The sequence below is a fragment of the Chryseobacterium sp. CH25 genome (assembly GCF_004119455.1).
Classification (GTDB): domain Bacteria; phylum Bacteroidota; class Bacteroidia; order Flavobacteriales; family Weeksellaceae; genus Chryseobacterium.
The window spans coordinates 528,395-554,889 of sequence record NZ_NRQT01000003.1 but is presented as its reverse complement, the minus strand read 5'-3'; the positions used below and the strand labels follow the sequence as shown (position 1 = coordinate 554,889).

Genomic DNA, 26,495 nt, shown 5'->3' with positions numbered 1-26,495 from the left:
AACCAACTGAGCTAAGAACCCGAATTTTTTTAAAAGGTTTCGTTTCCTTTCTTGTGGGTCCTGAGGGATTCGAACCCCCGACCCTCTGGGTGTAAACCAGATGCTCTGAACCAACTGAGCTAAGAACCCTCTAGACTTTGTTGTTGTTTTCTCGTTTAGAGTGGTGCAAATATACAACTTATTCTTTAAACTCTAAATTTTTTTCTAAAAAATCTCCAACAACAAAGTTACTTCCGCCAATAAAAATCATTTCTTCGTTTGTACATTGCTCTTTTGCAGATAGATAGGCTTCCTGTACGGAGTTGAAAATTTTATAAAAAATTTTCGCATCCTTTAGCAAGTTTTCGTAATCTTCGGGATGTCTTCCCCTGTTGATGGATGGTTTGGCAAAATAAAACTCAGAATTTTCAGGAAGTAAACTCATCACTTCATCTATTTTTTATCATTTACAAACCCCAAAATGATATGCTTGTGCCTGTCAATAGAATTTAATTGTGAAAAAACATACTCCAGACCGGCCTGATTATGTCCCGTGTCACAGATGGTAAGAGGGTCTTTTGAAAACTCAAACCAACGGCCAATGAATCCTGTATTTTGATGAACATTTAATAGTCCGTTTTCCAGGTCCTTGTCTGTAATGGTAATGTGTAGTTTTTTTAATTCCTCAACAATAGCTAGAACCACACGGATGTTCTTTTGCTGATAATTTCCTTTTAAATCAGAAGAAAGGTCAGTATGAAATAGGGTAGCGTCTATGAAAGGAGCACCTTCCTTTATTGCTTTTTCCTTGATGATTGTTTTAACGGCTTCATTTTCATCTCCTGAAATAATGGGAATACCATTTTTAATGATTCCAGCTTTTTCAGCAGCTATTTCTTCAATGGTATCTCCTAATATATTCTGATGATCAAGCTGAACATTGGTAATGGCAGAAACTAATGGTTTAATGATATTAGTAGAATCTAACCTTCCACCTAACCCCACTTCAATAATGGCGTAATCTACCTGCTGCTGGTAAAAATATTCAAAAGCCATAATGGTGGTAAACTCAAAAAATGAAGGTCTGATATCTTCAGGAATATTTTTAAGCTTCTGAATAAAATCAAAGACAAACTCTTTATGACAATTTTTACCATTCACTTTAATACGTTCTGTAAAATCAATAAGATGTGGAGAGTTATACAGACCTACTTTGTAACCGGCTTCCTGAAGAACAGATGCCAGCATATTGCTTGAGGAGCCCTTTCCGTTGGTACCACCAACATGAATACATTTTATTTTATCCTGAGGATTTCCAAAGTAAGCGCAAAGCTTGGTGATATTGTCAAGCCCCGGTTTATAAGCCTTCTGCCCATCTATCTGATAGTTGGGCATCTGTACGAAAAGCCAGTCGATAGCTTCCTGATATTGTTCGTTTGTCATGATACAAAATTCTCAAAAGTTTTATTAAAATGAAACTATTTTTTTCAATCTGTAACTTTTTTATATTTACTTCGTCTAATAGGGAAAAATCTTAATATGAAATCGCTGGGATTTACAGTACAGATACTGATAAAGATGAGGCGGCTCCATATGACCATTAAAAACAAATAAACATCTACATAATATGAAAAAAGTTTGGATTATCGTTTTTGGACTGAGTTGTCTGGGTTTAAGTGCTCAGAAGAAATGGTCCTTAAAAGAATGTGTAAGCTATGCAGTGGAGCATAATCTTCAGGTTATCCAAAATCAATATACCAAACAAAACCAGGAATACAATCTTAAAGCAGCCAGAAAAGATTATTTGCCATCTGTGTCAGGTAGCGTGATCAATGGAGTGAGTTTCGGGCAGGGATCATTAGGGGCAGGAAGTTATAGAAACGACAGATTCAATAACAGCGTTGGAATAAGTGCTGATGTTTTGGTGTACAATAACGGAAGGTTAGAAAAGAATGTAAGAAAGCTTCAGTTTGATGTAGAAGCCAGCCAATACGATATTGAAGCAATAAAAAACGATATTTCTGTGCAGATTGCACAACAATATTTAACAGCTCTGTTGAACAAAGAAATTGTTAAGATTTCTCAAAGTGCTGTAGAAAATGCTAAAAAACAGCATGATAGAGCAAAGATAACCACTCAGGTTGGGACTACGGCTCAGACCGTTCTGGCAGAAGCAGAGGCAGCATGGGCGAGAGAAAAACAAAATCTTAAAACAGCAGAGGTTAATGTAGGAAGAGCTTTGTTCGCCATTGCTCAGCTTTTACAGCTTTCAGATTATAAAGATTTTGATGTAGAAAATGTAGATATTCCTGAAGGATTAGATTCTCAATTGGTTACAGTTGATGAGGTTCTTACAAAAGCTTATGATGTACAGCCTCAGATTAAAGCTGCAGAAAGCAGAATAAGATCAGCAGAAGCACAAACCGAAGTAAGTAAAACAGCATTCTGGCCAACATTAACAGCCAGTGCCGGCCTTAATACATTCTACAATAAATCATTTAATGTTCCACCAGGCGTTGTACAGGGAACTTTTTTTGAACAGTATAAAGATCAGTTTGGACAAAATGTAGGAGTGTCTCTTAATATTCCTATCTTCAATAAAGGGAAAACAAAACTGCAGGTTGAGCAGTCTAAATTAAATGAAAGCGTTAGTAAAATAACCCTTGAACAGCAGAAACAAACGGTAAGACAGAATATACAGAAAGCTCAGTTTGATGCTGATGCCAATTATGAATCATACTTAGCTGCATTAGAAGCAGAAAAAAGTTCCAAATTGGCTCTTGATTTTGCCGATAAAAGCTATGCTGCAGGAAAAACAACCATTTACGACGTTAATGTTGCAAGAAATAATTATGCAAATGCACAGGGATCAGTAGCGCAGGCGAAATATAATTATCTTTTCAGCCTTAAATTATTGAATTTCTATGCAGGAATTCCACTAAGTTTGTAAAATGTCTATCCAATCGTTAGAAAAATATTTACCACAAAATACACTTGATTATTTAAGGATTTGGTTTTCAGATTATTATATTCATATAAAAGTCACTCGAAACAGGAATTCTAAGCTGGGAGATTACAGAAAACTTCCAGATAACTCTCATGAAATTACGGTAAACTCTACGCTTACCCCACAACTTTTTTTCTTTGTCCTTACTCATGAGCTGGCACATCTTATTGCTTTTGAAAAATATGGACGAAGAATCTCTCCTCATGGCAATGAATGGAAAGAAACTTTTAAAAATATGCTGCTTGAAAGCCTTGAGGTTTATGATGAAGAGCTGAAACCTATCATTGTAAAGTTTTCAAAATCACCGAAGGCCAATTTTATGGCAAGCCCTGATCTTGTAAGATATTTTCATACTGAAAAACAAGATGATAGTCTTCATTTCATTGAACAGCTTCAAAAAGGAGAATTTTTTATATATCGCAACGAAAAGTATTTATTAGAGGGTCTGATTAAAAAAAACTATCTTTGTAAGAACCTGGCCACTGGAAGAAAGTATTCTTTCAAACCTTTAGCGAGGGTAGAAAAATGTAGCTAAGAATGTTAAAATCAGATAGATACTGCGTTATAATGGCTGGGGGGATCGGTAGCAGATTCTGGCCCATGAGTACACAGAAATTTCCAAAACAATTTCAGGATATTTTAGGAACCGGGCGTACCATGATTCAGCAAACTTATGATAGAATCAGCAAGGTAATTCCAAAAGAACATATATTCGTTATCACGAATAAAGAGTATATAGCACTTTCCCATCAGCAGCTTCCGGAGATTCCTGAAGAAAATATCGTGGGAGAACCTCTGATGAAAAATACAGCAGCCTGTAACCTTTACATGGCCAATAAAATTGCTGAAATTAATCCGGATGCTACCATGATTGTTCTTCCGGCAGACCACCTGATCCTTAAAGAAGACGTATTTCTTGAAAAAGTAGTGCTGGCATTTGACCTGGCTTCCAAAAATGACTATCTGGTAACATTGGGAATTACCCCTACAAGACCTGATACAGGCTATGGATACATCCAATTTGTAGAAAAAAAGAATTCAGAATATTTCAAAGTAAAAACATTTACTGAAAAACCAATTCTTGAAATTGCCCAAAGCTTTTTAGAAAGTGGTGATTTCCTTTGGAATGCAGGAATATTTATATGGAATGTCAAAAGTATTCATCATGCCTTTGAGACGTATCTTCCCGAAATGACACAGCATTTTATGGCTTGTGAATATAATTCGGAAAAAGAAAACAACTGTATAGAAACCATTTATCCGAAGGTTCAGAAAATTTCTATTGATAATGGGATTTTAGAGAAAGCTAAAAATGTATATGTTATTCCATCAGATTTAGGTTGGAGTGATTTGGGAACATGGACTTCCATCTACGAAAACACTGAAAAAGATAAGAATGAAAATGCTGTGAAATTAAAGCATTTACTCGCTTACAACTCAAAAGGGAACATTATCCGTTTAAAAAACAACAATAAGGCGGTCATTATTGACGGTCTTGAGAACTATATTGTGGTAGATACAGATAAGGCACTTCTTATCTGCCCTAGAGACAACGACCAGTTAATTAAGGATTATGTCCTGGATCTGAAAAATTTCAAGAAAGGAGATAAGTTTATGTAGTATTTGGTATCTTTTATGCTTATTTTTAGGCTATGATTAAATTTACACTCCGTTTCGCGACTTTAGTCCTTTTACTTTTTACTATTCTGGGATATGCTCAGGAGAAGAAAAAGTTTTCAAGTATCCCTAATATATTACAGAGAATAGAACCTGATAATAAGGTAGATTCCTGGACTTTGGTATACAATAGCTATGGGAAAGGAGAGGAAATCAAAACATCTGGTGGGAAAATCAATTATACACCGCAGTTTTCAGGGTTTAATCTTTTCCCAAGTGAAGACAGCTTTTATTATATAGCTTATTCTTCGGGAGGAAAAATTAATTATATTCTTGATACAGAAGCTTTAAAATCTTTTGTAGGAAAGATAGACAATGCTCAGGAAGCCGCAATAATACTGGCTGCAGATGGTTATATGGTGGATGAGGAATTCAAAGATCTTGCAGGTAATTATCATGAAGATCAAAAGAATTATTATCTGGATCTTGGAAAACTGACTTCACAGGAGTGTCCTTATCAGAAAACGCATTTTACATTAACGGTTAATAAATCAACTGGACTTGTATCGAATGTAAAGGATAATGGAACCTATATTGAGCTTTACAATAAAAAATGTGCTAATAACCCCAGACTTTTAAAAGTCGAGAAAAAAGAAGAACCAAAGAAAGATGAGCCTAAAAAAACACCCAAGCGCAGATAATACTTATGAAACGGAGCGTTTAATACTTCGCCCAATGTCTGCAGAAGACAGAGATTTTGTTTTTGAACTCTATAACAGACCGAAATTTATTCAGCATATCGGTAACCGAAATGTAAATACCGTTGAGGATGCTGAAGCATATATTCTGAATAGGTTTGCCCCACAGATTGAAAGACTGGGATACGGGAACTATCTTTTAATAACTAAAGACAGTAATGAGAAGATAGGAGCTGTAGGAATCTTTGAAAGAGAAGGGCTTGATGTGGTAGATATCGGATATTCTTTACTGGAAGAATTTGAAGGAAAAGGATATGCTTTTGAAGGTGCTCAGAAAGTGAAATCGATTGGGATGGATGATTTTGGTTTATCTAAAATATCTGCCATTATTTCAAAAGAAAATGTTTCTTCACAAAAACTGATCGAAAAACTGGGACTGAAGTTTAAAAAATATGTTACCCTTCCTGGTGAAACAGAGGAGCTAAACTATTATGAAACAGAATAAAGTCAAACATTACAATATAAAAAATCCACAAAGACTCTTTGTGGATTTTTCTTTTATCAGTATTTAAAACTATCCTTCCAGGATTTGATCAGCAGCTGTTTTAGACGTTACTTTTTCAATAACTCTTGTACACACTCCATTTTCATCAAAAATAAACGTGGTTCTTACAATTCCCATATAGGTTTTACCAAACGTTTTTTTCTCCTGCCAAACTCCGAATTTTTCAATAATATCACGGCTTTCATCCGCAATAAGATCATAAGGAAAAGCAAATTTGCTATGGAAATTTTTCTGTTTTTTTACAGAATCTCCGCTTACTCCCAATAGCTGATATCCTGCTTTTTCAAGCTTGGAATAATTATCACTAAGGTTACAGGCTTCCACGGTGCATGTTGGAGTACTCGCCTGAGGATAAAAGAAAACAACTAGCTTTTTTCCGATTAAGTTTGATGAAGATATTGCTTCTCCATCCTGATTTGTTCCTTCAAATTGAGGTAATTTATCTCCAACTTTCAGCATAATGATTTATTTTTGTTCAAATTTAAGGGTAAAATGACAAAAAAGCAAAGAGCTGAACTCGTTCAGATAGAACTGGATAAATTGTATCCTACAACACCTATTCCTTTGGATCACACCGATCCTTATACTTTAATGGTAGCTGTTGCCCTTTCTGCACAGACAACGGATAAAAAGGTGAATGAAGTTACCCCAAACCTTTTCGAGGTAGCCGGAACTCCACAGAGAATGGCAAAACTGGAAGAATTTCAGATCAAGGAATTAATTAAAGAAATAGGATTATCCAATACCAAAGCCAAGAACTTAAAGAGAATGGCAGAACTTTTATTAGAAAGACATAATGGGATTGTTCCGCAGACTTATGAAGAATTAGAGGCGCTTCCGGGCGTAGGACATAAAACGGCATCGGTAGTGATGAGCCAGGGTTTTGGTTTTCCGGCTTTCCCGGTAGATACCCATATTCACCGTCTGATGACACAATGGAAACTTACTTCCGGTAAAAATGTAGTAGAGACAGAGAAAGATGCCAAGAACTTATTCCCGGAAGATGTATGGAATAAACTTCATCTTCAGATTATTTTCTATGGCAGAGAATATTCTCCGGCAAGAGGAAAAGGGGAGAAGGACTTTATTACCAAAATGATGTTTGAGAAGTAAAAACCCTGATGTTTTACCGAGCAAAATTCCCCTTCTTTGAAGGGGTGGATTTTTGCGCAGCAAAAAGACGGGGTAGTTTAAATAGTGGTTACAGATCCAATAATCTTCTATGGTAATTAATCTGGCCCAGATGATAATCAAGATGAGCTATCAGGTGAATCAGAAAATGAGTGGTAGACATTTTATCTTCAGAAGGCATACGTGAATATACTTTTTTCAGATCCTCTTCAGATAATTGACTGAGTACGCTATTTACCATGATTTCGGTAGCTTCCACTTTTTCTATAAGTTCTGCTCTTGGAACATTTTTTAGTGAAAATTCCAGATCACGTTCTCTTACGTAGCCTGTGTTCCCAAGCTGTTCCCCTATGAAATGATTCAGGTTTCCTACCAAATGAAGACATAGATTTCCTGCAGAATTAGAGATGTTTTTATCTGTTATCCAAAGGTTTTCTTCATTTTGATAGGCTTCAATTTCTGCTTTTAATTTGTTTAAATCTCTGCTGTAAAGAGTTTTTAGGCTTTCTATGATCATTTTTATTCAGTTTTTTTGAAATATTAAAGCATAAAAAAGGTACTGTTTTTTTCAGTACCTGTAGTTTTTATTTTTGTTTTTTCGCCCAAAGCTCCATCTTTCTGTTTAAAACATCTAACGGAAGGCATCCCTGGCTTAATACTTCATCGTGGAAGCTTGCCAGATTAAACTTATTACCAAGTTCTTTCTGATACTTTTCTCTCAATTCACGGATTCTTAAAGATCCTATTTTATATCCTAAAGCCTGTCCTGGCATGGCCATATATCTTTCCACTTCAGCTGTAGCAGCCCCTTCATCATAAGAAATATTGCTCAGGAAGTATTTAATAGCTTCTTCTCTGCTCATTTTTCCAGTATGTAAACCTGTATCTACTACCAGTCTTACCGCTCTAAGCATCTGATCGCTTAAATAGCCCATTTTCTGGTAAGGATCTGTATACAAGCCAAATTCAGGACCTAAAGTCTCACAATAATGAGCCCATCCTTCACCATACGCTCCAAACCATCCGAATCTCATGAATTTTGGAAGTTTAGTGTTTTCCTGTTGAAGAGAAACCTGATAATGATGCCCCGGAATTGCTTCATGTAAGAATAAAGATTCCATTCCTGAAGTCACATTGAATTGAGTAGGATCAGGAAGCGGGACATAGAAAATCCCAGCTCTTTTACCATCAGGAGTTCCAGGAATATATTCTGCACTGGCACTTGCCTCTCTGAATTTCTCTGTCTGTCTGATCTCAAACTTTGTTTTCGGAGTAACATTAAACATGGTCTTCAGTTTCGGAGTAATCTTCGTCAGAATAGCATTAAAACCATTTAAAACCTCTTTAGAAGTCTTATAAGGCATTGCTTTTGGATCTGTTTTCACAAAAGTGATAAACTCTTCCAATGTTCCTTTAAAGCCAACCTGCTGCTTCACTTTTTCCATTTCTGCACGAAGCATAGCAACTTGTTGCAGTCCAATTTTGTTGATCTCTTCAGGAGATTTTTTTGTTGTTGTCCAGCTTTTTACATAATAACCGTAGATTTCATTTCCGTTAGGAAGACTGTTGTATCCGTCTGTATCTCTACCTTTTGGTAAATATTCTTTCTCAAGAAATACTCCCATTTTAGTATAGGCAGGAATAATTTTCTTGGTGATAGCCTCTTTGTAAAGAGCTGAAAACTTATCTTTTTGTGCCTGAGTAAAGTCCTTTGGGAAATTTTTGACAGGACCGTAGAAAATGTTCTTTTCCATATCCTGAGTGATGATTTCCTCGGCTTTCATTTGAGGGATCATTTTCACAATCAGTTTTTTAGGAAGAACTACTTTATTGCTGATTCCATCACGGAAATTATCGGTTGCAGCATCCATCCATTCCGGGAATTTTTCCATTCTTTTCAGCCAGTCGCTGTAATCTTTTTCAGTTTTGAAAGGCTGGCTTCCCTGGCCGCTTCCATATAGCGGGAAGTTTAATGGAAGACCACCAAACTGAGTAAATGGGATATATTCAGGATGATACGCGTAAGCTTCAATTTTATCTTTTAAAGTATAATCCAATACATCATATACCACCTTATCCTCATCAGAAAGAGCTTTATAATCTACATTTTCCAACTGCTTCTGCACCGAATTGTAAAAGGCAACCTCTCCTGAAATGAAATCCTTATCAATATTGATAGGAAGCTGATCATTGTATCTTAAATCTCCTTGAGCCGTTGCATCTAAAGGATATAGTTTAAGATACTGTTCATAATAATTGGAGGCAATAGAATCCAGATTGGTAGGTGTCACCTTTGTAAGCGGAGAATCAGTCTTTTTGCACGAGGCAAGACCAATTATTAAACCTATTCCCAGAATACTTTTTGATAAAACATTTTTCATTTTCAGAATCTTTATAAAACAAAAGTAAGTATTATTGGGAGATTCAGACTCATTGTGTGAATTGATTTTAAAAAATAATATTCAAAATCCTTTTCACATTAAATCAATTTTTTATCTTTGTCTAAAACGTTTAACAATCATAGTATTACAGTTCTTTTTTTAAGAAAAAATGAAAGGGATTTTAAAAATTTACCATCCGGACGAAACGCTAAAATACAATATTAGAAACACTTATTGTAAAGCAGTTTACAGCAACCAGCAACATTTTTTAGAGGTTGAAATTATTACGGATGACAGTTTGGATCACGTAGATGATGATTCATTACAGTACAACTTTCCGCAGCTTTCACTTGAGGTCTTCGATTTTCCTATCGACTCTGCGGAAATAGAAGGAAAAACATTCAAAATCAATGATTCTGACGAAGATACCTATACAGAGGTAGATCTTTTCGATGATGATGAGGCCTATGTTTATGATAATGAGCTTCTTTTCGAGAAGAATGAAGAAGGTGAGCTTCAGATGATATGGAAGGGAACCATTGATGACTTCTATACCGGATCAGATGCTCCGATTCCTTTTAGACTAAAATGCGAGTTCAAACAGGATGATATTGAAGTAGACGAAGACTAAGCGCTACTTATTATTCTTTTTTAATACCAGATTTCTTTTCAAAATTTCTTTTTGGAAAGAAATTTGCTGTTTATACATCATAACAAACTTTAAGTTGTTTTTAAGCAATTTTTAAGAGTTCAATTCATAATATTCCACTACATTTGTCGTTGAAACTTTAATAAAATTCACATTTAATGCTGTTAACGGAACTTTCTCAGATTTTATTTGCACAAATCACCACACCTGCAGTTGCCGCAGACAATTTAGAATTTTCATTCTGGAAAATCATGTTCCACGGAGGAGCCTTCGCTAAAATAGTGATGGTAACCGTATTGCTGTTGGGAGTGTTTTCACTATATCTGTTTTTTGAAAGATTTTTCTTTATTAAAAGGCTTACTTCAAAAACAGATTCTAACTTCATGAATAATATTGAAGACTTTATTAAGGAAGGAAAAATAGAGGCTGCTGCTGATTATTGCAAAACACAGAATTCGCCGGAAGGAAGAATCCTTGAAAAAGGGATCTCAAGACTTGGACGCCCTGTTTCTGATATTGTAAGCGCTATGGAAGCTCAGGCTCAGGTAGAAGTTGCCAATATGGAGAAAAACCTGAATCTTTTAGCTGTGGTACCGAGTATTGCACCAATGTTAGGGCTTTTGGGAACCGTAATCGGGATGATTATTGCCTTCTTTAACCTGTCACATGCAACGGGATCTTTCTCTCCAAAAACACTTTCTGAAGGTATTTATACCGCTTTAGGACAAACAGCAGTAGGTCTTGCAGTGGCAATTCCTGCCAACTTCTGTTATAATATTCTTTTAACAAGAATTGACAAATTTGTACTGAAAGCTCAGAACATGTCAGGAGAATTTTTAGACCTTATCAATAAACCTTTATAAATCTTTCTTAAGATGAAAATTCAGAGAAGAAATAAAGCCAACCCGGAATTCAGTTTAGCAGCGATGACAGACGTTATCCTGTTGATGCTGATCTTCTTTATGATTACCTCGTCTGCAGCCAACCAAAGTGCTATAGAGGTGAATCTGCCGAAAGCCGGAGCTGTTGAAGATAATATTCCCAATCCTGTTATTGTAAGTATTAAGCCGGACGGTTCTTATTTTGTGGATGATAATCCGGTAAATAAAGGAGAACTGGAACAGATTATTGCAGATAAATTAAACGGGCAGACGAATAAATCCTTTACGATCAGAGCTGACGAAAATACCATGCATAAGGATGTTGTCTTTGTAATGGAAATTGCTGAAAAACATAAATTTAACATTGCTATTGCAACCGTTAAAGATAAATAAATGCTAAGAATCATTTTTTAAGATGAGAAGCTACACCGCAAACAAGAACGAGGAAAACCGAGATCGGGTAAAGAGTGCATTACTCTCTATCCTGATTTGGGCTGCGATTCTGCTTTTTGTTTTTTACTATAAATTAAAACCTGAACTGGATAAAGAACCTGAAGTGGTGACTACCATGCTGGTGAACTTTGGAGACAACAGAAACGGAAACGGTGCAGAAGAGCCTGCAGAGCAGCCAGGAAGTTTAGCTGCTGAAACAGAAGTTGTAACTCCAGAACCTGTAGAAGTTCCTGTTCCTGAAACAAAAACCGAAGTAAAACCCGAACCGGTAGTGAAACCCGAGCCGAAAAAAGTTGAAGCGAAGGAAAAAGTAATTACAGGAAATAATGCTAAAAATACGGTTCCTAAAAAAGAGGAGTCTAAAAAAGCGGAAAAAAAGGAAGCCACGAGTACAAGCACTACTAAGAATACTAAAAAAGCCGGAGCTGCTAAAGCCAATTCAAAAACCGGAAATGGTGACGGGCAAGGAAATGCAGCTATTGGTAAGTTTCTTGGTGGAAAAGGACAAAAGCCTGGCGGACAAGGTGACGGAAATGGCCCAGGAAATGCAGGAGATCCACTAGGAGGAGAAGGAAACGGAGACAGTAGAGTTGGAATTGACAGAAAACTGGTAGGGTATATTCCCGGAACAATGGGAAGAGGAGGCGCACAACCATCTCACAGCTGTACAGCCAGCGGATCTATAACGATTGCCTATACTGTAGATAAAGCAGGAAATGTGGTGTCTGCAAGAAGAACGGGAGGAATTTCAGATCCTTGCGTATCATCTACATCTGTTGCCTGGGTGAAGAAATATGTAAAGGCAGAGAAAGCCAATGTTTCTTCCAGCGGAACTTATAAAATTACATTCTAAAAATACAAAAGCACTTTATTCAAGTGCTTTTTTTAATTCGTTTATTCTGTTAATTACCGGGAGGGCAAATATTCCGCTGGTTTGTAGATACAGCTCATAGAATGTTTTTGCTTTATCCTGAAAGTCTTTATTCTGTTCTTGTCTGCTTTTGAAATAGAAAAGGTTCCCAAGCATTTCATAATAGTCTTTACGGTCTCTTTCCTGTCTCTCATTAACAAGTGCAATCATTTCTTCCTTGGTCATAAAAGATACTTCTGTAAAATTCATTTTGAAGATATCTCTCATCAAAGTATCAAAATCCAACTCTTTTTGCATTAAACTTTCTTCAGGTTTATCAAGAATCAGTTTTTCTAGAGCTTGTGTTAACTGGCGGATGAGTCTTAGGGTAAATTCTTTATCTGTAATCATAATGGGTAATTTTGTTGCTAGTTGCTAGTTGCTAGTTGCTAGTTGCTAGTTGCTAGTTGCTAGTTGCTAGTTGCTAGTTGCTAGTTGCTAGTTGTTGAGTTATGTACGCCAGCTTAGCTGAACGTATTTTATAAAATTATTTATTTTTCCTCCTAATAGATTGTATTGTTCAGATTTCTCTTTAAATTTTGGACTTAATTCCGGGTAAAGTCTTGTGATTTTTGATAAGTGACATACAGTTTCATCACAACTAGCCTGAGAATAAGTGAGGAATTTGATAAAATCTCCTTTGTAATTATTTCTTCCATAGCCTTCTGCAATATTTGTAACAACTGAGTCTGCTGAGCGTCTTAATTGACTGCCAAGTTCGTATAGTTCATACTTTGGTAGTTGTAGTGACAATTGATGTGTTTCAATAAACAATTCAAAGGCAATGTTGTAAATATCAAGTTTATTGTAACTCATATATCATTTTTTAACGTAAGAACTAGCAACTGACAACTAGCAACAAAATTAAGCGAAGAATAAATAAGCCAACGCAATAGAAGTAATAATACCTACCAAATCAGCCAAAAGCATAGCAATTACCGTATATCTTGTGTTCTTTATGGCTACGGCACCAAAGTATACTGCAATTACATAAAACGTCGTATCTGAGCTTCCCTGAAGAACCGCTGCTAATTTACCCTGGAAACTGTCTGCTCCGAAAGTTGCCATCGTATCTACCATCATTCCTCTTGCTCCGGAACCGGATAAAGGTTTAATTAATGCCGTTGGAAGTCCATCCACAAATCTTGGATCCAGGTGAGCTACATTAGCTACCCATTTCATTCCGTCAATGATCACATCAAAAACTCCGGAAGTTCTTAATAAGGAAATAGCGATCAACATCCCAACCAGATAAGGGATAATCTTTACGCAGGTAGTGAATCCTTCTTTAGCGCCTTCAATAAAGGCATCAAAAACGTTGATCTTTTTATAAACAGCTCCAAGTACAATAGCAAGGAAAATAAACAGAATAAGCCCGTTACTTAATACCTTACTGAAATCATCAAGTTCGTCTTTGCTTAATTGTACAAGATAAACAACTAATAAACCAATAATCGCTGAGATTCCTCCAACATACGCAATAACTACTGGACGAAGAAGATTGATTTTCTGGTATAAAGAAACAATAATCATGGCAGCCAAAGTGGCGGCAAAAGTAGCAATCATACAAGGCAGGAAAATATCAGTAGGGGTTTTGGATCCCATCGAAGCCCTGATCGCAATAATAGATACCGGAATAAGCGTCATTCCACCTGCGTGAAGACACAGGAACATAATCTGTGAATTGCTGGCAGTATCCTTATTAGGGTTTAAGGTCTGAAGACTTTCCATTGCTTTTAATCCGAACGGAGTGGCAGCATTGTCTAATCCCAGGAGATTGGCACTGAAATTCATCAGCATATGTCCAAATGCCGGGTGGTTTTTAGGGATATCCGGGAATAATTTTGAAAAGAAAGGTTGAATGAATCTGCTTAAAAGATTGATTCCGCCTGCTTTTTCAGCAATACTCATGAATCCCATAAACAATGTCATGATTCCGATAAGGCCAAGACATATTTTTACAGCAGTTTCAGAAGTTCCGATAACTCCATCAGCTTCCTGAACACGATAAACGGCTACATTTTGCTTTAAAGAATCTGTCTTATAATGAATTCTGCTGTCTTCAAAATCATTTTTCTTCATCAGGCTGTCCTTCACAACAGGAGAGAGGGCGTTCATGGGTTGAGTCGCGATTTTCACCGTATCACCGCCCTTTCCAACAACCATATCATTGAAAATGGTTTTGTAATGGCTTGATGAAATGTATTTTATACTGGCAATGCCAATGGCAATGATAATGAATGCCGACCAAATTCTGCTGAGAACCATTCGATTGATTTAATTGTTTAAACTTATCAAAAATACTTTAAACCACAAAAGTTACAAAAGAATTAAGCACTTAAGTTTTTGAGAAGTGAGAAGAAATCTGTTGATAACAGACTCAAACTATTGGAAATCATTTGTTTTAACGCAATGTTCACAAAGATTTTTATAGGAAGATGTAAAATTTTCCGTTCGCAGTGGCGTTAGCACTTAGCAGAGTACACAGGCTAGAGTTCCTTTCTGAACGAAGTACCTTTGCGATCGAAAATATGCATAAGGATTTATAACCTCTCTGCGTATTCTTAGCGTTTAAAATAAAATATATTTAATTAATCTTCCAGATAAACAAGATGCCCCTCAAAGTCATCGTCTAAGCTCTTTAAGACTTTAGCATCATCCATTTTTTGACCAATCCTTCTACAAAAAAGCTTTTTTCAAAGAACTGGCGGTGAATTCCGGGTAAAAGCTCCATGAAATAATCCATTCCTAACTTGTTGTTATGAAGATCCATTTTCGTTTCCAAAGGCTGATTAGGAAACAATTCTTCGTGAAGATCTGTCATTCTTTTACAGAAATCAAGAGCCTTTTTAGGGGAAGAAACTTTGCAGCAATACATCATGATGAAGCAGCACCAAAGGGCATGTCTGAAAGCGTTTCCAATGCCGTTGTTGGATGCCGTGGCTGGGAATTTTGCCTGTGCAATAGTAAATGCTTTAGCCGTAGCATGAAAGCTGAGGATGGCAAAAAGAGGATGGGGGAGAACAAGGGATAAGAGACGCATGATCTTCTTAAAACTCATACTCCTGATGGTGTTGAAAAATATCTTAAAAGTCCTCATAAATAAAAATCTCTCCCTAATTAGAGAGAGACTGTATTGTTTTTGTTACAGAAACTATGCTTTTGCAGCTAATAAATTAACGGTTTTAGCAACAGTGTCCTGAATTTCAGTTCTTTTTACAATGAAATCAACAAATCCTTTTTCCTGTAGGAATTCAGAGGTCTGGAATCCTTCCGGTAAATCTCTACCGATAGTCTCACGGATTACTCTTGGTCCTGCAAAACCGATTAGTGCTCCTGGTTCTGCCATGATGATATCAGCAGTCATCGCGAAAGATGCTGTAATTCCACCAAAAGTTGGGTCGCAAAGGTAAGCGATGTATAAAAGACCTGCTTCTGAAAGTTGAGCTAATTTAGCCTGTACTTTAGCTAACTGCATCAAAGAATAAGTAGCTTCCTGCATTCTTGCTCCTCCGGACTGACAGATAATCATATACGGAAGTTTGTGCTTGATACAGTAGTCTACAGCTCTTCTGATCTTTTCACCCATTACAGAACCTAAAGATCCACCGATAAAAGCAAAGTCCATACAAGAAACTACCATTTCAGTTCCTTTTACAGTTCCTACAGCATTTCTGATAGAATCTGTAAGTTTTGTTTTTGCTTTTACTTCTTTTAAACGGTCTTTATAAGGTTTTGTATCCTTGAAGTTTAAGATATCAATACTTTCAACATTGGCATCCAGTTCGGTAAATTTACCACCGTCAAAAAGGATGTCAAAAAATTCCGCACTTCCTATTCTTACATGAAATCCATCTTCAGGAGAAACGTAGCTATTTCTCTTTAATTCATCATGTTCCACAACTTTTCCGGATGGAGTCTGATGCCAAAGACCTTTGGGAACGTCTTTTTTCTCATCAGTAGAAGTGGTAATGTTTTTTGCTTTTCTTTTAAACCAGTCGAATGCCATTTTTAATTGTATTAATGTATAAATGTAAAATGTACCAATGTAAATATACTCACATGGAGCCCTTTTTACATTGGTACAAATTTACAGTTCTTATTTTAAAGTATCTACGTTATTTAAATCTTCAAATGCCTGTACTAATCTTGTAGAGAAAGTATCCTCACCTTTTCTTACCCAAACTCTTGGGTCATAGAACTTCTTGTTAGGTTTTTCTTCTCCTTCAGGGTTTCCGATTTGAGTTCTTAAATAATCAACATTGTTAACCATATAATCTCTAACTCCTTCTGTGTATGCAAACTGAAGGTCAGTATCGATATTCATTTTGATTACTCCGTAGTCAATTGCCTCTCTGATTTCTTCCAAAGTAGATCCAGAACCTCCGTGGAATACAAAGTTAATTGGCTTATCAGCAGTTCCGAATTTCTCCTGAACATATTTCTGAGAGTTGTCAAGGATTTTCGGGGTAAGAACCACGTTTCCTGGCTTGTAAACTCCGTGTACGTTACCGAATGCAGCAGCAATGGTAAAGTTATCAGAAATAGCTTTTAACTTTTCGTATGTATACGCTACATCTTCAGGCTGAGTATATAATTTAGAGTTATCAACATCTGAGTTGTCAACACCGTCTTCTTCACCACCAGTTACTCCGATTTCTACTTCAAGAGTCATCTGAAGTTTAGCCATTCTTTCGAAATATTTAGCAGAAATCTCAAGGTTTTCTTCTAAAGATTCTTCAGAAAGGTCTAGCATGTGAGAAGAATAAAGAGATTTTCCTGTCTGCTTGAAGAATTCTTCGTTAGCATCCATTAATCCGTCGATCCAAGGCAATAATTTCTTTGCACAGTGGTCTGTGTGAAGAATTACTGTTGCTCCGTAAGCTTCTGCAAGAGTGTGAATGTGTTTTGCTCCAGCAATAGCTCCTAAAATTGCAGACTTTTGTCCGTCGTTGCTTAATCCTTTCCCTGCGTTGAAAGCAGCTCCACCATTTGAAAACTGAATAATTACAGGAGAGTTTAATTTCGCTGCAGTTTCCATTGTAGCGTTTACGTTGCTTGATCCAATTACGTTTACTGCAGGCAATGCAAATTTGTTTTCTTTAGCATACTGAAAGATATCAGTAACTAACTGACCTGTGGCAACTCCTGCCGGAAAAATTCTGCTCATGTTTTACTTTTTATTATAAATTTATTAGGTGTTTAATTTCGTGTAAAGGTAATCATTTTTAAGAAATCATTAATTTCTTTTGTCGCGTCCCCAAAGTAGCTTCTGACGGATGGTTTCGTAAAAGCTCAAATTGTTGGGCTGTACCAGAAGAAGCTGAAAATCGGCTTTTCTGATGATGATTTCCTTATCGGTTTCAATATGGATCAATCTTGAATCTAAAGAAAGAGAGTATTGTGGAACCCGGCTTTCCACTCTGAATTTGATTTCCACTTTGTCATTTACTACTAAAGGTCTCACGTTCAGATTGTGAGGAGCGATAGGAGTGATGACGAAATTTTCGTTATTCGGAGAAATGATGGGTCCGCCACAACTTAAAGAGTATGCGGTAGATCCGGTAGGAGTGGAGATAATTACCCCGTCACCCCAGAATACATTCAGAAACTCGTTGTTAATATAAGAGTCTACCGTAATCATAGAGGTAGTTTCCTTTCTTGAAACAGTTACATCATTCAATGCATACGGGAAAAATCCTTCCAGATTTGGGGAAACGACTTCAATTACCGAACGGCGGCTTGTTTTCACATCTCCTTTTAGAATAGAATCCAGTTCTTTAAACGCTTCTTCTTTCGTAAAGAAAGCAAGAAATCCTAATCTTCCGGTGTTTACACCTACTACAGGGATCTCAAGATCTTCAATAAATGTTAGAGAGTTTACAATAGTTCCGTCTCCACCGAAAGTGAAGAAAAGATCCACTTCCTTATCCAAAAGGTCCTGTTTATTGTTGAATGTTTCGAAAATTTTCGAAAACTGAAGTGCTTCAGCCATTTCATCATACAGAACAGATTTTACACCTCTGGTTTCAAGTTCAGAGATAAACTTGCTTAAATATAAAAAAGTATCAAGATCTTTTTTCTGAGAATATATGGCTGCCTTCATGTTATATTTCTATAAATTTTTGGAAAAAACCGAATCGGTCTTTAAACAGATCGGATTTCTCATCAGAATAATATTTTTCAACAATTCTGTAGTCGTACCGATCAAAAGTTGCGTCTATCGAGGCCAGGTTTTCATTGCTGATCTTTATTGTGATTTGAACCACTTCTTCAGACATAAAGCTTATAAACCCTCCATAAAACTTCGAGTTATTGCTTTCTACGATATTAGTGATTTCCGTCATAGAGTATTTTCTGGCAGGAGTTTCTACAGTAAGAATGGCTCCTGTTTCTGAAAAAAGCGGATAACGGGAAAGGTCCTGGAAAACATCTTCACAGGTAATATACCCCAAATACTTTTCATTTTTATTAATCACCGGAACAATATTGCTGCTGAAGGTATAAAACAGCCGGATGCTGTCCATAATATTACTGTCCTCCAAAATAGCAAAGCGTTCAATCTGGTGCTCAAGATCCTTCAAGGTTCCACCATCTTCCTCATACAGAAAGTCCATTGCAAGAGCTCCGTAGAAATGGTTAGATTTTTTGATAAAAATGTGGGAATACCCAAAATCTTCCAATAGATTTCTTGCGGATTCTATAGAGTCCGACAGGTGAAAACATGGGAAATCTTTTGAGATATAGTCCTTGATAAACATTGTGCTAATTTATAAAAAATTAAACGAAACTGTTTCTGAAAACACGACTTTTTTTAAGTTAAAACAAAAAAAATGACGTTAAAATTTGTTTGTAAAGAAAAAAAGGTACCTTTGTCGCCTTTCATTTTTACTTTTTATTAGATTTATTTCAAACTGCACTGTCTACTAACGACATATGCAGTTTTTTTATTTTAGGGCCTTTGCAAACTCCCACATCACAATTCCGCCACATACACTTACATTAAGAGAATGCTTGGTTCCAAGCTGCGGAATTTCCAAAAATACATCTACATTAGGCAGTACCTCATCACTGATTCCTTCTACTTCGTTTCCTAAAATCAAAGCATATTTTTTCGATTTGTCAATCGTGAAATCGGTAATCATCTGGCTACCTGTAGTCTGTTCAATTCCTATAATTTCATAACCTTTGCTTTTCAAATCTGAAATAGCATTGTTGGTATCCTCTTCATGAGACCAGTTTACACTCTCCGTAGCCCCTAATGCCGCTTTATGAATCTCACGGTGAGGCGGTTGAGGCGTAATTCCGCAAAGGATTATTTTTTCAATTAAAAAGGCATCTGCCGTTCTGAAAGCTGCACCTACGTTATGCATGCTTCTGATATTGTCTAAAATGATGACCAACGGAATTTTTTCAACTTTCTTAAATGTTTCTACATCTATTCTGTTTAGTTCCTCCAGTTTTAGTTTCTGTACCAATTGTATTATTTTGTTGAGATTAATTTTCCGTCTTTATAGACCTCTGTTTTTTCAATGCTTCCGTCTTCACGGTAATGAATTCTGTTGCCGTTCCATTTATCATTAACGAATTCTGTTTCGCGCTGTAACTTGCCGGATGGATAAAATACTTTCCATTTTCCGGTGGCAAGTCCGTTTTCATATTGTCCTATTTGTTTTACCGATTTTCCATTTTCATGAAAAAGTTTGGTTTCTCCGTGTAGCTTTGCGAATTTATAATTGGAAACTTCTTCTGCAACTCCTTTCGGAGAATAGAAAGTGGCTGTAAAGCTGTTGTCATAAACATTTTTATCTCCATTTCTATATATTTCCTTGGCGGTTAGAGTACCGTTTTTATCATAGTAAACCCATTCATTTACTTTGAAATCTTTCTTGAATTCGCCTTTAGCATTTACTTTTCCGTTGTCATGATAAAAAACAGCATCACCTTCTTTTTTTCCCTTCTTCCATTCCACCATATTTTTTACCTGTCCGTTGTCATAAAATTCTTTGCAGCTTCCTTCCTGCAATCCGTCTTTATATCCACAAGGCTTCTGTGCCAAGATCATGGTAGAAGCAGAGAAAAACAATAGAAAAATGTATTTCATAGCTATTTTTATTTCAAAAATAGTAAAATACTTATATTTGATTCAAAAATATACTATGAAAAAATTATTCACTTTATTCATACTGATGTTTGCCTTTTTGCATACTCAGGCGCAGAATAGCTATTATCCACAGGCTTTCTTTGATAAAAAAATGGCTCGTGATATGCTTGCCTTCGGGAATTCAACCATTGAAGGAGTAGCATCTACCAAACAAAAAAACAATTGGGGAATCAAGCCATTGCTTGGGCAAAAGCATTATGCTCCCAAAGGTACGGTTATCATGCTTTTTCCGGTGACTCCTTATTTTGAAGAGTTTTATAGTATGAGGAAGAAATATGAAAATAAAAAAACAACGGTTTATATGTCTGAAGAGGCTTTTAAATACAGAGTAGAAGCTTTAACGGATGACCACGGAAGATTCAAGTTTGAAAAACTGAAACCTGGGAAGTATTATCTTGAAACGATTGTGAACTTTACGGCAACAGGGAGCTATCAGCAGCAGACCGGAACAACAGATACTTATAATGGATTGGGTAATTATCTATATTCATCACCCATATATTCAACCTTTTTCTATGGTTATGATGCCGCCAACAGAGAAAGTAAGTTTGTAGAGATCAAACAGGACGGAGAACTCAAAGAAATCAACCTTTAAAAGGTTGATTTTTTATTTTTTGCTCATAATCTGATGAACGTTTTTCTCAATATTCTGAGCGATTGTTTCCATCGGAATATCATTCTCATCATTGTTGAAAGGATCTTCAATTTCTTCTGCAATCAATTCCAGACTCATCAGGACATAATAAACAAACACCGTAAGAGGAATCATGAAAAGTCCAATGGTAATCACGTAAGCAATCGGAAGGGCAAATACATAAAGAATAATGAATTTCTTAATAAATGAGGAGTAAGAATAGGGGATAGGAGTATTTTTAATCCTTTCACATCCACCGCATACTTCCAGAAATCCAGAAAGCTGAGTATCTAAATACAGCATTTCAATTTCTGAAATTTTGCCTTCTTTTTTTAGCTGATTTAGTTTATGGCTTAACAGAATAATTATTTCACTGGGCCCATGATTTTTCAAAGATTTTTCAATTTCTGAATAATCTCCATCCAATGCCAGACGGGTAGATTCTTTAGAAAGGTGTTTGGCTAAAAAGTGAGGAAAATACTTTAAATATCTTGAAATCTGTTCTGCATCCTGGCGGTTATCTCCAAGGATGGTATTAATCTTTATGGCAAAGTTACGGGTATCATTCACCAGTTTACCCCACAATTTCCTTCCTTCCCACCATCTGTCATAGGCAGTATTGGTTCTGAAAACCAATAAAAGAGAGAGAACAAACCCCAAAAGGGAATGAATCATCCCCACATTACTGATTCCTGATTTTGCTGTAAGATGAAAATAGCCTACTTCCAGATACTGGATTCCCCAGGAATATAGTCCTACCAGAATCATGCTTGGGAAAAGAATCTTCAGAGTATCACTTTTGTGTAAGCTGAAAAGGATTTTAATGAAATGTTTCGTGTTGTAGACTCTCATAAATTCGCTTAATACCACAAATATAATTTTTTCAGAATAAAGTAGGGAAGTCTGAAGCTGGATGCTGGAATTTATTGAAGTCGAAGAGAAGGTTTAAGTTTTATATAAAAACTTTTTATAGAATGGCATATAGAAGTTCGCAGACAAATAATAACTTCCAGCATCCCTCTTTCAGCTTCCAACCTTTTCATCTTAATTTTTGCAGTGTTCAAAAAAACACTATTTTTATTTCGCATTAAATACAAAATACATGATCCTCGAAAACGTAGATGTAGTCAATGATATCAGTAAAGAAGATTTTCAGAAGAATTATTTCAGGAAACAGAAGCCTCTTTTAATTAAGAATTTTGCAGGCCGCTGGGATGCTTTTGACAAATGGAATCTGGCCTATATCCGTGAAAAGGCAGGAGATCAGAATGTTCCTTTGTATGATAATAAGCCGGCTGATGCAGCTAAAAGTTCTGATGCTCCGGTAACCAATATGAAAATGAAGGATTATATTGATACCATAAAAAGCAAGCCTTCAGATCTGAGGATTTTCTTCTATATTATTACAGACAGACTTCCTGAGTTGCTTAAGAACTTTACCTATCCTGATTTAGGGATAAAGTTCTTTAAAAGGCTTCCTACTTTGTTTTTTGGGGGAAGTGAAGCTCATGTACTGATGCATTATGATGTAGACCTGGGTGATTTTATGCATATTCATTTTGAAGGGAAAAAGAGAATTCTGTTGTTCGATCAGAAACAGTCTCCGTTTTTATATAAAGTTCCGTTATCTGTTCATACCATTTATGATGTAGATTATGAGAATCCTGATTACGAGAAATTTCCGGCACTGAAGTATGCAAAAGGCTACGAAATCTTTATGGAACATGGTGACGCTCTTTTTATTCCGGGAGCGTTCTGGCACTTCAACAGGTATCTTGAACCTGGTTTTTCCCTGTCATTAAGAGCTCTTCCCAATAAACCGAATGTTTTTGCCAATATGCTGTATCATGTTTTTATCATGAGGTATACAGATAAGCTTATGCGTAAACTGTTTAAAGCTAAATGGATAAATTATAAGCAAAAATGGGCATATAAGAAAAGTTCAGAGGCCTTAGAGAAACATTTGGGGAAAAGATAGGATGGAAGTTGGGAGCGGGAAGCTGGAAGTTATTTTTGTCGAAAAACCAATGTAAGCCATTCCTAAAAATATTTGATTCTTATATGTTGTGTCTTTGTCATTCTGACGAAGGAAGAATCTCTTATATTCTTATTACAATTGTGTAGAAGTCTCCTGTCAAATAGAAACTTCCAGCTTCCTTCTTCTGGCTTCCAGCCTTTATTTATTAATGAATCCGAAGATTTTGGCATCCACAAACTTCCCTTTTTCAAAAAAGTAATCCCTAAGAGTTCCTTCTTCTGTAAAATTCAGAGAAGTCAGAAGTTTTTCGGAAGAAATATTAGCGGGATCTATAAATGCATCTACGCGATGCAATCTCATGCTTTCAAAACCATATGTAAGGATGGGAAGAATGGCTTCTTTCATATAAGCCTGTCTCCAAAATAACGGATTGAGTTCATATCCTATTTCTGCTCTGAAATGTTCTCTGTACCAATTATGATAACCGCAGGTTCCGATTACTTTTCCATCAGATTTTAGTTGTAAAGCCCAACGAAATCCTTTTCCTTTTTCAAACTCACTGTTGAAATGCTGAATAATTTGCTGTGCATCTTCGGTAGATTTGAAGGCTTCAAGATCATAATATTCCATAACTTCTTCCAATGAAAAATATTCGAATAAATCTTGGGTGTCATGAAGGGTAAGCTGGCGCAAAATAAGCCTTTCAGTTTCTAAAACAGGAAATTCCATGGATGTGATTTTATGGTGAAAATACAATTTATTCCTGATAAGGAAAAGTTATTCAGGGATAACCGTGAAACAATTCTGCAACGCTGGATTTATTTTTTTAAATTTGGGGCTCATTTTTTACTATGGCAAAATCGAAGAAGGAAACCCCGTTAATGACTCAATATAATACCATCAAGGGAAAATACCCTGATGCGCTTTTACTTTTCAGAGTAGGGGACTTTTATGAAACTTTTGGGCAGGATGCCGTGAAGACTTCACAGATACTGGGAATTGTTCTTACCAAAAGAAATAATGGAGAAGGAAGTGTAGAATTGGCAGGATTTCCACATCATTCCATAGATTCCTATCTTCCAAAACTGGTGAGAGCCGGAATGAGAGTTGCAATTTGCGATCAGCTGGAAGACCCTAAAATGGTTAAAGGAATTGTAAAAAGAGGTGTTACGGAGTTGGTAACTCCTGGAGTAACTTTCAATGACCAGGTTTTAAATTCCAAGAAAAATAACTTTCTTCTTTCCTTGCATAAGGAAAAAGAGAAATATGGAATTGCCTTAGTGGATATTTCTACCGGTGAATTTCTGGTAAGTGAGGGTAATCTTGAAAAGCTGTTACATATTGTCAATACTTTCGATCCCAGTGAAATTATTTTCCAGAGAAGTGTACAGATTCCGGAGCAGATCAAGAATAAAAATGCTTTTAAATTGGAAGACTGGGCTTTTCAGTACAATTTTGCCTACGAAAAATTAACCAGTCATTTTAAAACCAATTCTTTAAAAGGATTTGGAGTGGAAAGCCTTCCGCTGGCTATTACGGCAGCAGGAGCTATTTTTGCTTATCTGGTAGAAGATACTCATCATAACCTGCTTTCTCATATTACCAAGCTTCAGATTATTCCTCAGGAAGATTATCTGATGATGGATAATTTCACCCTAAGAAACCTGGAGATTGTATATCCAAGCAACCCACAAGGGAAATCATTGCTGGATATTATTGATAAGACTTCAACACCGATGGGAGGAAGACTGCTGAGAAGAAGGATTATTCTTCCTTTAAAATCAGTAGATGAAATTTCCAGAAGACTTTCTCTGATTGATTTCCTAAACGAAAATGATCATCTTAAATATGAAATAGGACAGCTTTTAAAGTCAATTTCTGATCTTGACCGATTGATGGGAAAATTGGCTGCAGAAAAAATATCACCTAAAGAATTGGGGTATCTGCGTCAGAGTTTAATTAATATTCATAAAATCAAAGCATTATTGCATCCTCATGCAGATGTGCTGGCATGGTTAGAGCCTCTGTTTGATCTGGAAGAACTGATTAAATATCTACAAAATCACCTTAATGAAGAGCTTCCGGTAAGTATTGCCAAAGGAAATGTGATCAAAGATGGTGTTTCTGAAGAGCTGGACAGATTAAGAGGCCTTCAAAGCAAAGGGCGTGGCTTTTTGGATGAAATGTGCCAGAGAGAGATTGAAAGAACAGGGATTACAAGCCTTAAAATTGATTTTAATAACGTTTTCGGATACTATATTGAAGTCCGAAATACCCATAAAGATAAAGTGCCGGACGACTGGGTGAGAAAACAAACCCTTGTGAATGCTGAGCGCTACATTACAGAAGAATTAAAAGAATATGAAAACCAGATCCTTGGTGCTGAAGAAAAAATAAGTGCTCTGGAAAGTCAGCTATACAGAAACGTATGTGCTGAGACCATGGTGTATATTGATCAGATTCAGGGGAACTCTAATATTATTGCTCAAATTGATGTGGCGGCAGGGTTATCAGAGCTTGCTGTTTCTGAAAGTTATACGAAACCTATTCTGAATGACGGTTTTGCGATTGATCTGAAAGAAGCAAGACATCCAATTATAGAAAATGCTCTTCCATTAGGCGAAAAATATATTCCGAACGATATCTTCCTGGATAAAGATTCTCAACAGATCATCATGGTGACAGGACCGAACATGGCCGGTAAATCAGCGATTTTGCGTCAAACGGCTATTGTATGTCTTTTGGCTCAGATTGGAAGTTTTGTACCAGCTAAACATGCGGAAATTGGATTGTTGGACAAGATCTTTACTAGGGTAGGAGCAACAGATAATATTTCTGCAGGAGAATCTACTTTCATGGTGGAGATGAATGAAGCAGCTAATATTCTGAATAATATTTCAGAACGAAGCCTTATCCTTTTAGATGAAATTGGGCGTGGAACTTCAACGTATGACGGAGTTTCCATTGCATGGGCTATTGCAGAATACCTTCACCAGCATGCTACACAGGCGAAAACCTTGTTTGCAACCCATTATCACGAACTGAATGAGATGACCGTGAATTTTGAAAGAGTGAAGAACTTCCACGTTTCCATTCAGGAAAATAAAGGGAATATTATCTTTATGAGAAAACTGGTTCCGGGGGGAAGTGAGCATAGCTTCGGTATTCATGTTGCAAAACTGGCCGGTATGCCAGCTAAAGTAATCAACAGAGCCAATGAGATCCTTAAAACGCTTGAGGCCAGCAGAACTCAGGATGGAGGAACTTCAGAGAATATCAAAAGAGTAACCGAAGAAAATATGCAGCTTTCTTTCTTCCAACTGGATGATCCTGTTTTGGAGAATATCAGGGAAGAACTTACTAAGATAGATATCAACACTTTAACACCTATTGAAGCTTTAATGAAACTCAACGCCATAAAAAAAATGATTGGAGGTTAATCCAATCA

28 protein-coding genes, 1 tRNA gene and 1 pseudogene are annotated in these 26,495 nt (G+C 36.4%); 13 read left to right on the top strand and 17 right to left on the bottom strand.

All coding sequences use genetic code 11. The annotated features are described in order from the left end of the window. Positions 1 to 54 precede the first annotated feature (54 nt). Together BOQ64_RS10715 and BOQ64_RS10710 are read right to left on the bottom strand one after the other, a co-directional pair. Positions 55 to 129 (bottom strand) — tRNA-Val (locus tag BOQ64_RS10715). A gap of 49 nt (positions 130 to 178) precedes the next feature. After that, positions 179 to 1,422, bottom strand: a pseudogene (locus BOQ64_RS10710) (bifunctional folylpolyglutamate synthase/dihydrofolate synthase). Positions 1,423 to 1,606: 184 nt separating this feature from the next. On the opposite strand from BOQ64_RS10710, the gene BOQ64_RS10705 reads away from it, so the two are divergent. Genes BOQ64_RS10705 through BOQ64_RS10685 form a run of 5 tightly spaced genes read left to right on the top strand, consistent with a single transcriptional unit; the run spans position 1,607 to position 5,806 of the window. Further along, positions 1,607 to 2,929 carry a TolC family protein gene (locus tag BOQ64_RS10705; protein ID WP_129058068.1) on the top strand — a complete coding sequence of 441 codons (1,323 nt, stop codon included), beginning with the start codon at positions 1,607 to 1,609 and terminating at the stop codon, positions 2,927 to 2,929. A gap of 1 nt (position 2,930) precedes the next feature. After that, on the top strand, positions 2,931 to 3,521 hold the full coding sequence (locus BOQ64_RS10700; protein ID WP_129058067.1) for a SprT-like domain-containing protein: 591 nt from the start codon (positions 2,931 to 2,933) through the stop codon (positions 3,519 to 3,521). A 32-nt stretch (positions 3,522 to 3,553) separates the two neighbouring features. Further along, positions 3,554 to 4,606: a mannose-1-phosphate guanylyltransferase gene (locus BOQ64_RS10695; RefSeq protein WP_129058089.1), complete on the top strand. Its 1,053-nt coding sequence runs from the start codon at positions 3,554 to 3,556 to the stop codon at positions 4,604 to 4,606. A gap of 32 nt (positions 4,607 to 4,638) precedes the next feature. Beyond that, complete coding sequence (locus BOQ64_RS10690; RefSeq protein WP_129058066.1) at positions 4,639 to 5,304, top strand: hypothetical protein; 666 nt, start codon at positions 4,639 to 4,641, stop codon at positions 5,302 to 5,304. Continuing rightward, positions 5,273 to 5,806, top strand: a complete 534-nt coding sequence (locus BOQ64_RS10685; RefSeq protein ID WP_129058065.1) for a GNAT family N-acetyltransferase — start codon at positions 5,273 to 5,275, stop codon at positions 5,804 to 5,806. Before BOQ64_RS10690 ends, BOQ64_RS10685 begins: the two co-directional genes overlap by 32 nt. 69 nt (positions 5,807 to 5,875) lie before the next feature. Here BOQ64_RS10685 and bcp read toward each other — a convergent pair whose 3' ends face one another. Next, a complete protein-coding gene (gene bcp / locus BOQ64_RS10680) occupies positions 5,876 to 6,325 on the bottom strand; it encodes a thioredoxin-dependent thiol peroxidase (RefSeq protein ID WP_129058064.1) in 450 nt (149 codons plus the stop codon). Positions 6,326 to 6,358: 33 nt separating this feature from the next. On the opposite strand from bcp, the gene BOQ64_RS10675 reads away from it, so the two are divergent. After that, positions 6,359 to 6,979 carry an endonuclease III domain-containing protein gene (locus tag BOQ64_RS10675; RefSeq protein ID WP_129058063.1) on the top strand — a complete coding sequence of 207 codons (621 nt, stop codon included), beginning with the start codon at positions 6,359 to 6,361 and terminating at the stop codon, positions 6,977 to 6,979. A gap of 88 nt (positions 6,980 to 7,067) precedes the next feature. On the opposite strand, the gene BOQ64_RS10670 is transcribed toward BOQ64_RS10675, so the two are convergent. Both BOQ64_RS10670 and BOQ64_RS10665 read right to left on the bottom strand, forming a co-directional pair. After that, positions 7,068 to 7,514 carry a DinB family protein gene (locus tag BOQ64_RS10670; protein WP_129058062.1) on the bottom strand — a complete coding sequence of 149 codons (447 nt, stop codon included), beginning with the start codon at positions 7,512 to 7,514 and terminating at the stop codon, positions 7,068 to 7,070. 67 nt (positions 7,515 to 7,581) lie between these two features. Continuing rightward, a complete protein-coding gene (locus BOQ64_RS10665) occupies positions 7,582 to 9,378 on the bottom strand; it encodes a DUF885 domain-containing protein (RefSeq protein WP_129058061.1) in 1,797 nt (598 codons plus the stop codon). Between the two features lie 169 nt (positions 9,379 to 9,547). On the opposite strand from BOQ64_RS10665, the gene BOQ64_RS10660 reads away from it, so the two are divergent. The 4 genes from BOQ64_RS10660 to BOQ64_RS10645 all read left to right on the top strand — a co-directional run bounded on the left by BOQ64_RS10660 (position 9,548) and on the right by BOQ64_RS10645 (position 12,214). Further along, entirely contained in the window at positions 9,548 to 10,009 is a 462-nt protein-coding gene (locus BOQ64_RS10660; RefSeq protein ID WP_129058060.1) for a hypothetical protein, read from the top strand. Positions 10,010 to 10,185: 176 nt separating this feature from the next. Continuing rightward, the gene (locus BOQ64_RS10655; protein WP_068941094.1) at positions 10,186 to 10,890 is read left to right on the top strand and encodes a MotA/TolQ/ExbB proton channel family protein; all 705 of its coding nucleotides are present in this window, start codon (positions 10,186 to 10,188) and stop codon (positions 10,888 to 10,890) included. Between the two features lie 12 nt (positions 10,891 to 10,902). Then, positions 10,903 to 11,301 carry an ExbD/TolR family protein gene (locus BOQ64_RS10650; RefSeq protein ID WP_129058059.1) on the top strand — a complete coding sequence of 133 codons (399 nt, stop codon included), beginning with the start codon at positions 10,903 to 10,905 and terminating at the stop codon, positions 11,299 to 11,301. Between the two features lie 22 nt (positions 11,302 to 11,323). Beyond that, positions 11,324 to 12,214 carry a ferric siderophore ABC transporter substrate-binding protein gene (locus BOQ64_RS10645; protein ID WP_129058058.1) on the top strand — a complete coding sequence of 297 codons (891 nt, stop codon included), beginning with the start codon at positions 11,324 to 11,326 and terminating at the stop codon, positions 12,212 to 12,214. 15 nt (positions 12,215 to 12,229) lie between these two features. Here the strand turns inward: BOQ64_RS10645 and BOQ64_RS10640 are convergent, their stop codons facing one another. The 10 genes from BOQ64_RS10640 to BOQ64_RS10595 all read right to left on the bottom strand — a co-directional run bounded on the left by BOQ64_RS10640 (position 12,230) and on the right by BOQ64_RS10595 (position 20,375). Further along, positions 12,230 to 12,622, bottom strand: a complete 393-nt coding sequence (locus BOQ64_RS10640) for a hypothetical protein (protein WP_129058057.1) — start codon at positions 12,620 to 12,622, stop codon at positions 12,230 to 12,232. Between the two features lie 99 nt (positions 12,623 to 12,721). Then, positions 12,722 to 13,087, bottom strand: coding sequence for a four helix bundle protein (locus BOQ64_RS10635; RefSeq protein WP_129058056.1), 366 nt, complete (start codon positions 13,085 to 13,087; stop codon positions 12,722 to 12,724). Between the two features lie 48 nt (positions 13,088 to 13,135). Continuing rightward, a complete protein-coding gene (locus BOQ64_RS10630; protein WP_129058055.1) occupies positions 13,136 to 14,539 on the bottom strand; it encodes a nucleoside recognition domain-containing protein in 1,404 nt (467 codons plus the stop codon). Positions 14,540 to 14,912: 373 nt separating this feature from the next. Beyond that, positions 14,913 to 15,332, bottom strand: coding sequence for a DUF6973 domain-containing protein (locus BOQ64_RS10625; RefSeq protein ID WP_228448311.1), 420 nt, complete (start codon positions 15,330 to 15,332; stop codon positions 14,913 to 14,915). A gap of 93 nt (positions 15,333 to 15,425) precedes the next feature. Continuing rightward, on the bottom strand, positions 15,426 to 16,280 hold the full coding sequence (accD, locus tag BOQ64_RS10620; protein WP_129058054.1) for an acetyl-CoA carboxylase, carboxyltransferase subunit beta: 855 nt from the start codon (positions 16,278 to 16,280) through the stop codon (positions 15,426 to 15,428). 90 nt (positions 16,281 to 16,370) lie between these two features. Continuing rightward, positions 16,371 to 17,441: a class II fructose-bisphosphate aldolase gene (gene fbaA, locus BOQ64_RS10615; protein WP_129058053.1), complete on the bottom strand. Its 1,071-nt coding sequence runs from the start codon at positions 17,439 to 17,441 to the stop codon at positions 16,371 to 16,373. A gap of 69 nt (positions 17,442 to 17,510) precedes the next feature. Continuing rightward, positions 17,511 to 18,377, bottom strand: coding sequence for an NAD kinase (locus tag BOQ64_RS10610; RefSeq protein ID WP_129058052.1), 867 nt, complete (start codon positions 18,375 to 18,377; stop codon positions 17,511 to 17,513). A gap of 1 nt (position 18,378) precedes the next feature. Then, the gene (locus BOQ64_RS10605) at positions 18,379 to 19,032 is read right to left on the bottom strand and encodes a CBS domain-containing protein (protein ID WP_129058051.1); all 654 of its coding nucleotides are present in this window, start codon (positions 19,030 to 19,032) and stop codon (positions 18,379 to 18,381) included. 186 nt (positions 19,033 to 19,218) lie between these two features. Then, positions 19,219 to 19,749 (bottom strand): RNA methyltransferase, encoded by a 531-nt coding sequence (locus BOQ64_RS10600; protein ID WP_129058050.1) that lies wholly within the window; start codon positions 19,747 to 19,749, stop codon positions 19,219 to 19,221. 5 nt (positions 19,750 to 19,754) lie between these two features. Next, positions 19,755 to 20,375 carry a toxin-antitoxin system YwqK family antitoxin gene (locus BOQ64_RS10595; RefSeq protein WP_129058049.1) on the bottom strand — a complete coding sequence of 207 codons (621 nt, stop codon included), beginning with the start codon at positions 20,373 to 20,375 and terminating at the stop codon, positions 19,755 to 19,757. A 55-nt stretch (positions 20,376 to 20,430) separates the two neighbouring features. Here BOQ64_RS10595 and BOQ64_RS10590 point away from each other — a divergent pair, with 55 nt between their 5' ends. After that, positions 20,431 to 21,030 (top strand): hypothetical protein, encoded by a 600-nt coding sequence (locus tag BOQ64_RS10590; protein ID WP_228448310.1) that lies wholly within the window; start codon positions 20,431 to 20,433, stop codon positions 21,028 to 21,030. Between the two features lie 12 nt (positions 21,031 to 21,042). Here BOQ64_RS10590 and BOQ64_RS10585 read toward each other — a convergent pair whose 3' ends face one another. Then, positions 21,043 to 21,939, bottom strand: a complete 897-nt coding sequence (locus BOQ64_RS10585) for a bestrophin family protein (RefSeq protein ID WP_228448309.1) — start codon at positions 21,937 to 21,939, stop codon at positions 21,043 to 21,045. 232 nt (positions 21,940 to 22,171) lie between these two features. Between BOQ64_RS10585 and BOQ64_RS10580 the strand changes: the two genes are divergently transcribed. Next, the gene (locus BOQ64_RS10580; RefSeq protein ID WP_129058048.1) at positions 22,172 to 23,047 is read left to right on the top strand and encodes a cupin-like domain-containing protein; all 876 of its coding nucleotides are present in this window, start codon (positions 22,172 to 22,174) and stop codon (positions 23,045 to 23,047) included. 198 nt (positions 23,048 to 23,245) lie between these two features. Here BOQ64_RS10580 and BOQ64_RS10575 read toward each other — a convergent pair whose 3' ends face one another. After that, positions 23,246 to 23,776, bottom strand: a complete 531-nt coding sequence (locus BOQ64_RS10575) for a GNAT family N-acetyltransferase (RefSeq protein WP_129058047.1) — start codon at positions 23,774 to 23,776, stop codon at positions 23,246 to 23,248. A gap of 122 nt (positions 23,777 to 23,898) precedes the next feature. On the opposite strand from BOQ64_RS10575, the gene mutS reads away from it, so the two are divergent. Further along, positions 23,899 to 26,487: a DNA mismatch repair protein MutS gene (gene mutS, locus BOQ64_RS10570; RefSeq protein WP_129059711.1), complete on the top strand. Its 2,589-nt coding sequence runs from the start codon at positions 23,899 to 23,901 to the stop codon at positions 26,485 to 26,487. Positions 26,488 to 26,495: the final 8 nt, after the last annotated feature.

What these genes read in the sequence shown, in the direction of transcription:
- BOQ64_RS10705 (WP_129058068.1), top strand. Translation starts at nt 1,607, where the DNA reads ATGAAAAAAGTTTGGATTATCGTTTTTGGACTGAGTTGTCTGGGTTTA.
- BOQ64_RS10630 (WP_129058055.1), bottom strand. Translation starts at nt 14,539, where the DNA reads ATGGTTCTCAGCAGAATTTGGTCGGCATTCATTATCATTGCCATTGGC.
- BOQ64_RS10670 (WP_129058062.1), bottom strand. Translation starts at nt 7,514, where the DNA reads ATGATCATAGAAAGCCTAAAAACTCTTTACAGCAGAGATTTAAACAAA.
- BOQ64_RS10690 (WP_129058066.1), top strand. Translation starts at nt 4,639, where the DNA reads ATGATTAAATTTACACTCCGTTTCGCGACTTTAGTCCTTTTACTTTTT.
- BOQ64_RS10675 (WP_129058063.1), top strand. Translation starts at nt 6,359, where the DNA reads ATGACAAAAAAGCAAAGAGCTGAACTCGTTCAGATAGAACTGGATAAA.
- BOQ64_RS10660 (WP_129058060.1), top strand. Translation starts at nt 9,548, where the DNA reads ATGAAAGGGATTTTAAAAATTTACCATCCGGACGAAACGCTAAAATAC.
- BOQ64_RS10645 (WP_129058058.1), top strand. Translation starts at nt 11,324, where the DNA reads ATGAGAAGCTACACCGCAAACAAGAACGAGGAAAACCGAGATCGGGTA.
- BOQ64_RS10635 (WP_129058056.1), bottom strand. Translation starts at nt 13,087, where the DNA reads ATGAGTTACAATAAACTTGATATTTACAACATTGCCTTTGAATTGTTT.
- BOQ64_RS10640 (WP_129058057.1), bottom strand. Translation starts at nt 12,622, where the DNA reads ATGATTACAGATAAAGAATTTACCCTAAGACTCATCCGCCAGTTAACA.
- BOQ64_RS10700 (WP_129058067.1), top strand. Translation starts at nt 2,931, where the DNA reads ATGTCTATCCAATCGTTAGAAAAATATTTACCACAAAATACACTTGAT.
- mutS (WP_129059711.1), top strand. Translation starts at nt 23,899, where the DNA reads ATGGCAAAATCGAAGAAGGAAACCCCGTTAATGACTCAATATAATACC.
- BOQ64_RS10580 (WP_129058048.1), top strand. Translation starts at nt 22,172, where the DNA reads ATGATCCTCGAAAACGTAGATGTAGTCAATGATATCAGTAAAGAAGAT.
- fbaA (WP_129058053.1), bottom strand. Translation starts at nt 17,441, where the DNA reads ATGAGCAGAATTTTTCCGGCAGGAGTTGCCACAGGTCAGTTAGTTACT.
- BOQ64_RS10695 (WP_129058089.1), top strand. Translation starts at nt 3,554, where the DNA reads ATGGCTGGGGGGATCGGTAGCAGATTCTGGCCCATGAGTACACAGAAA.
- BOQ64_RS10625 (WP_228448311.1), bottom strand. Translation starts at nt 15,332, where the DNA reads ATGAGTTTTAAGAAGATCATGCGTCTCTTATCCCTTGTTCTCCCCCAT.
- accD (WP_129058054.1), bottom strand. Translation starts at nt 16,280, where the DNA reads ATGGCATTCGACTGGTTTAAAAGAAAAGCAAAAAACATTACCACTTCT.
- BOQ64_RS10685 (WP_129058065.1), top strand. Translation starts at nt 5,273, where the DNA reads ATGAGCCTAAAAAAACACCCAAGCGCAGATAATACTTATGAAACGGAG.
- BOQ64_RS10650 (WP_129058059.1), top strand. Translation starts at nt 10,903, where the DNA reads ATGAAAATTCAGAGAAGAAATAAAGCCAACCCGGAATTCAGTTTAGCA.
- BOQ64_RS10575 (WP_129058047.1), bottom strand. Translation starts at nt 23,776, where the DNA reads ATGGAATTTCCTGTTTTAGAAACTGAAAGGCTTATTTTGCGCCAGCTT.
- bcp (WP_129058064.1), bottom strand. Translation starts at nt 6,325, where the DNA reads ATGCTGAAAGTTGGAGATAAATTACCTCAATTTGAAGGAACAAATCAG.
- BOQ64_RS10655 (WP_068941094.1), top strand. Translation starts at nt 10,186, where the DNA reads ATGCTGTTAACGGAACTTTCTCAGATTTTATTTGCACAAATCACCACA.
- BOQ64_RS10605 (WP_129058051.1), bottom strand. Translation starts at nt 19,032, where the DNA reads ATGTTTATCAAGGACTATATCTCAAAAGATTTCCCATGTTTTCACCTG.
- BOQ64_RS10595 (WP_129058049.1), bottom strand. Translation starts at nt 20,375, where the DNA reads ATGAAATACATTTTTCTATTGTTTTTCTCTGCTTCTACCATGATCTTG.
- BOQ64_RS10610 (WP_129058052.1), bottom strand. Translation starts at nt 18,377, where the DNA reads ATGAAGGCAGCCATATATTCTCAGAAAAAAGATCTTGATACTTTTTTA.
- BOQ64_RS10590 (WP_228448310.1), top strand. Translation starts at nt 20,431, where the DNA reads ATGAAAAAATTATTCACTTTATTCATACTGATGTTTGCCTTTTTGCAT.
- BOQ64_RS10665 (WP_129058061.1), bottom strand. Translation starts at nt 9,378, where the DNA reads ATGAAAAATGTTTTATCAAAAAGTATTCTGGGAATAGGTTTAATAATT.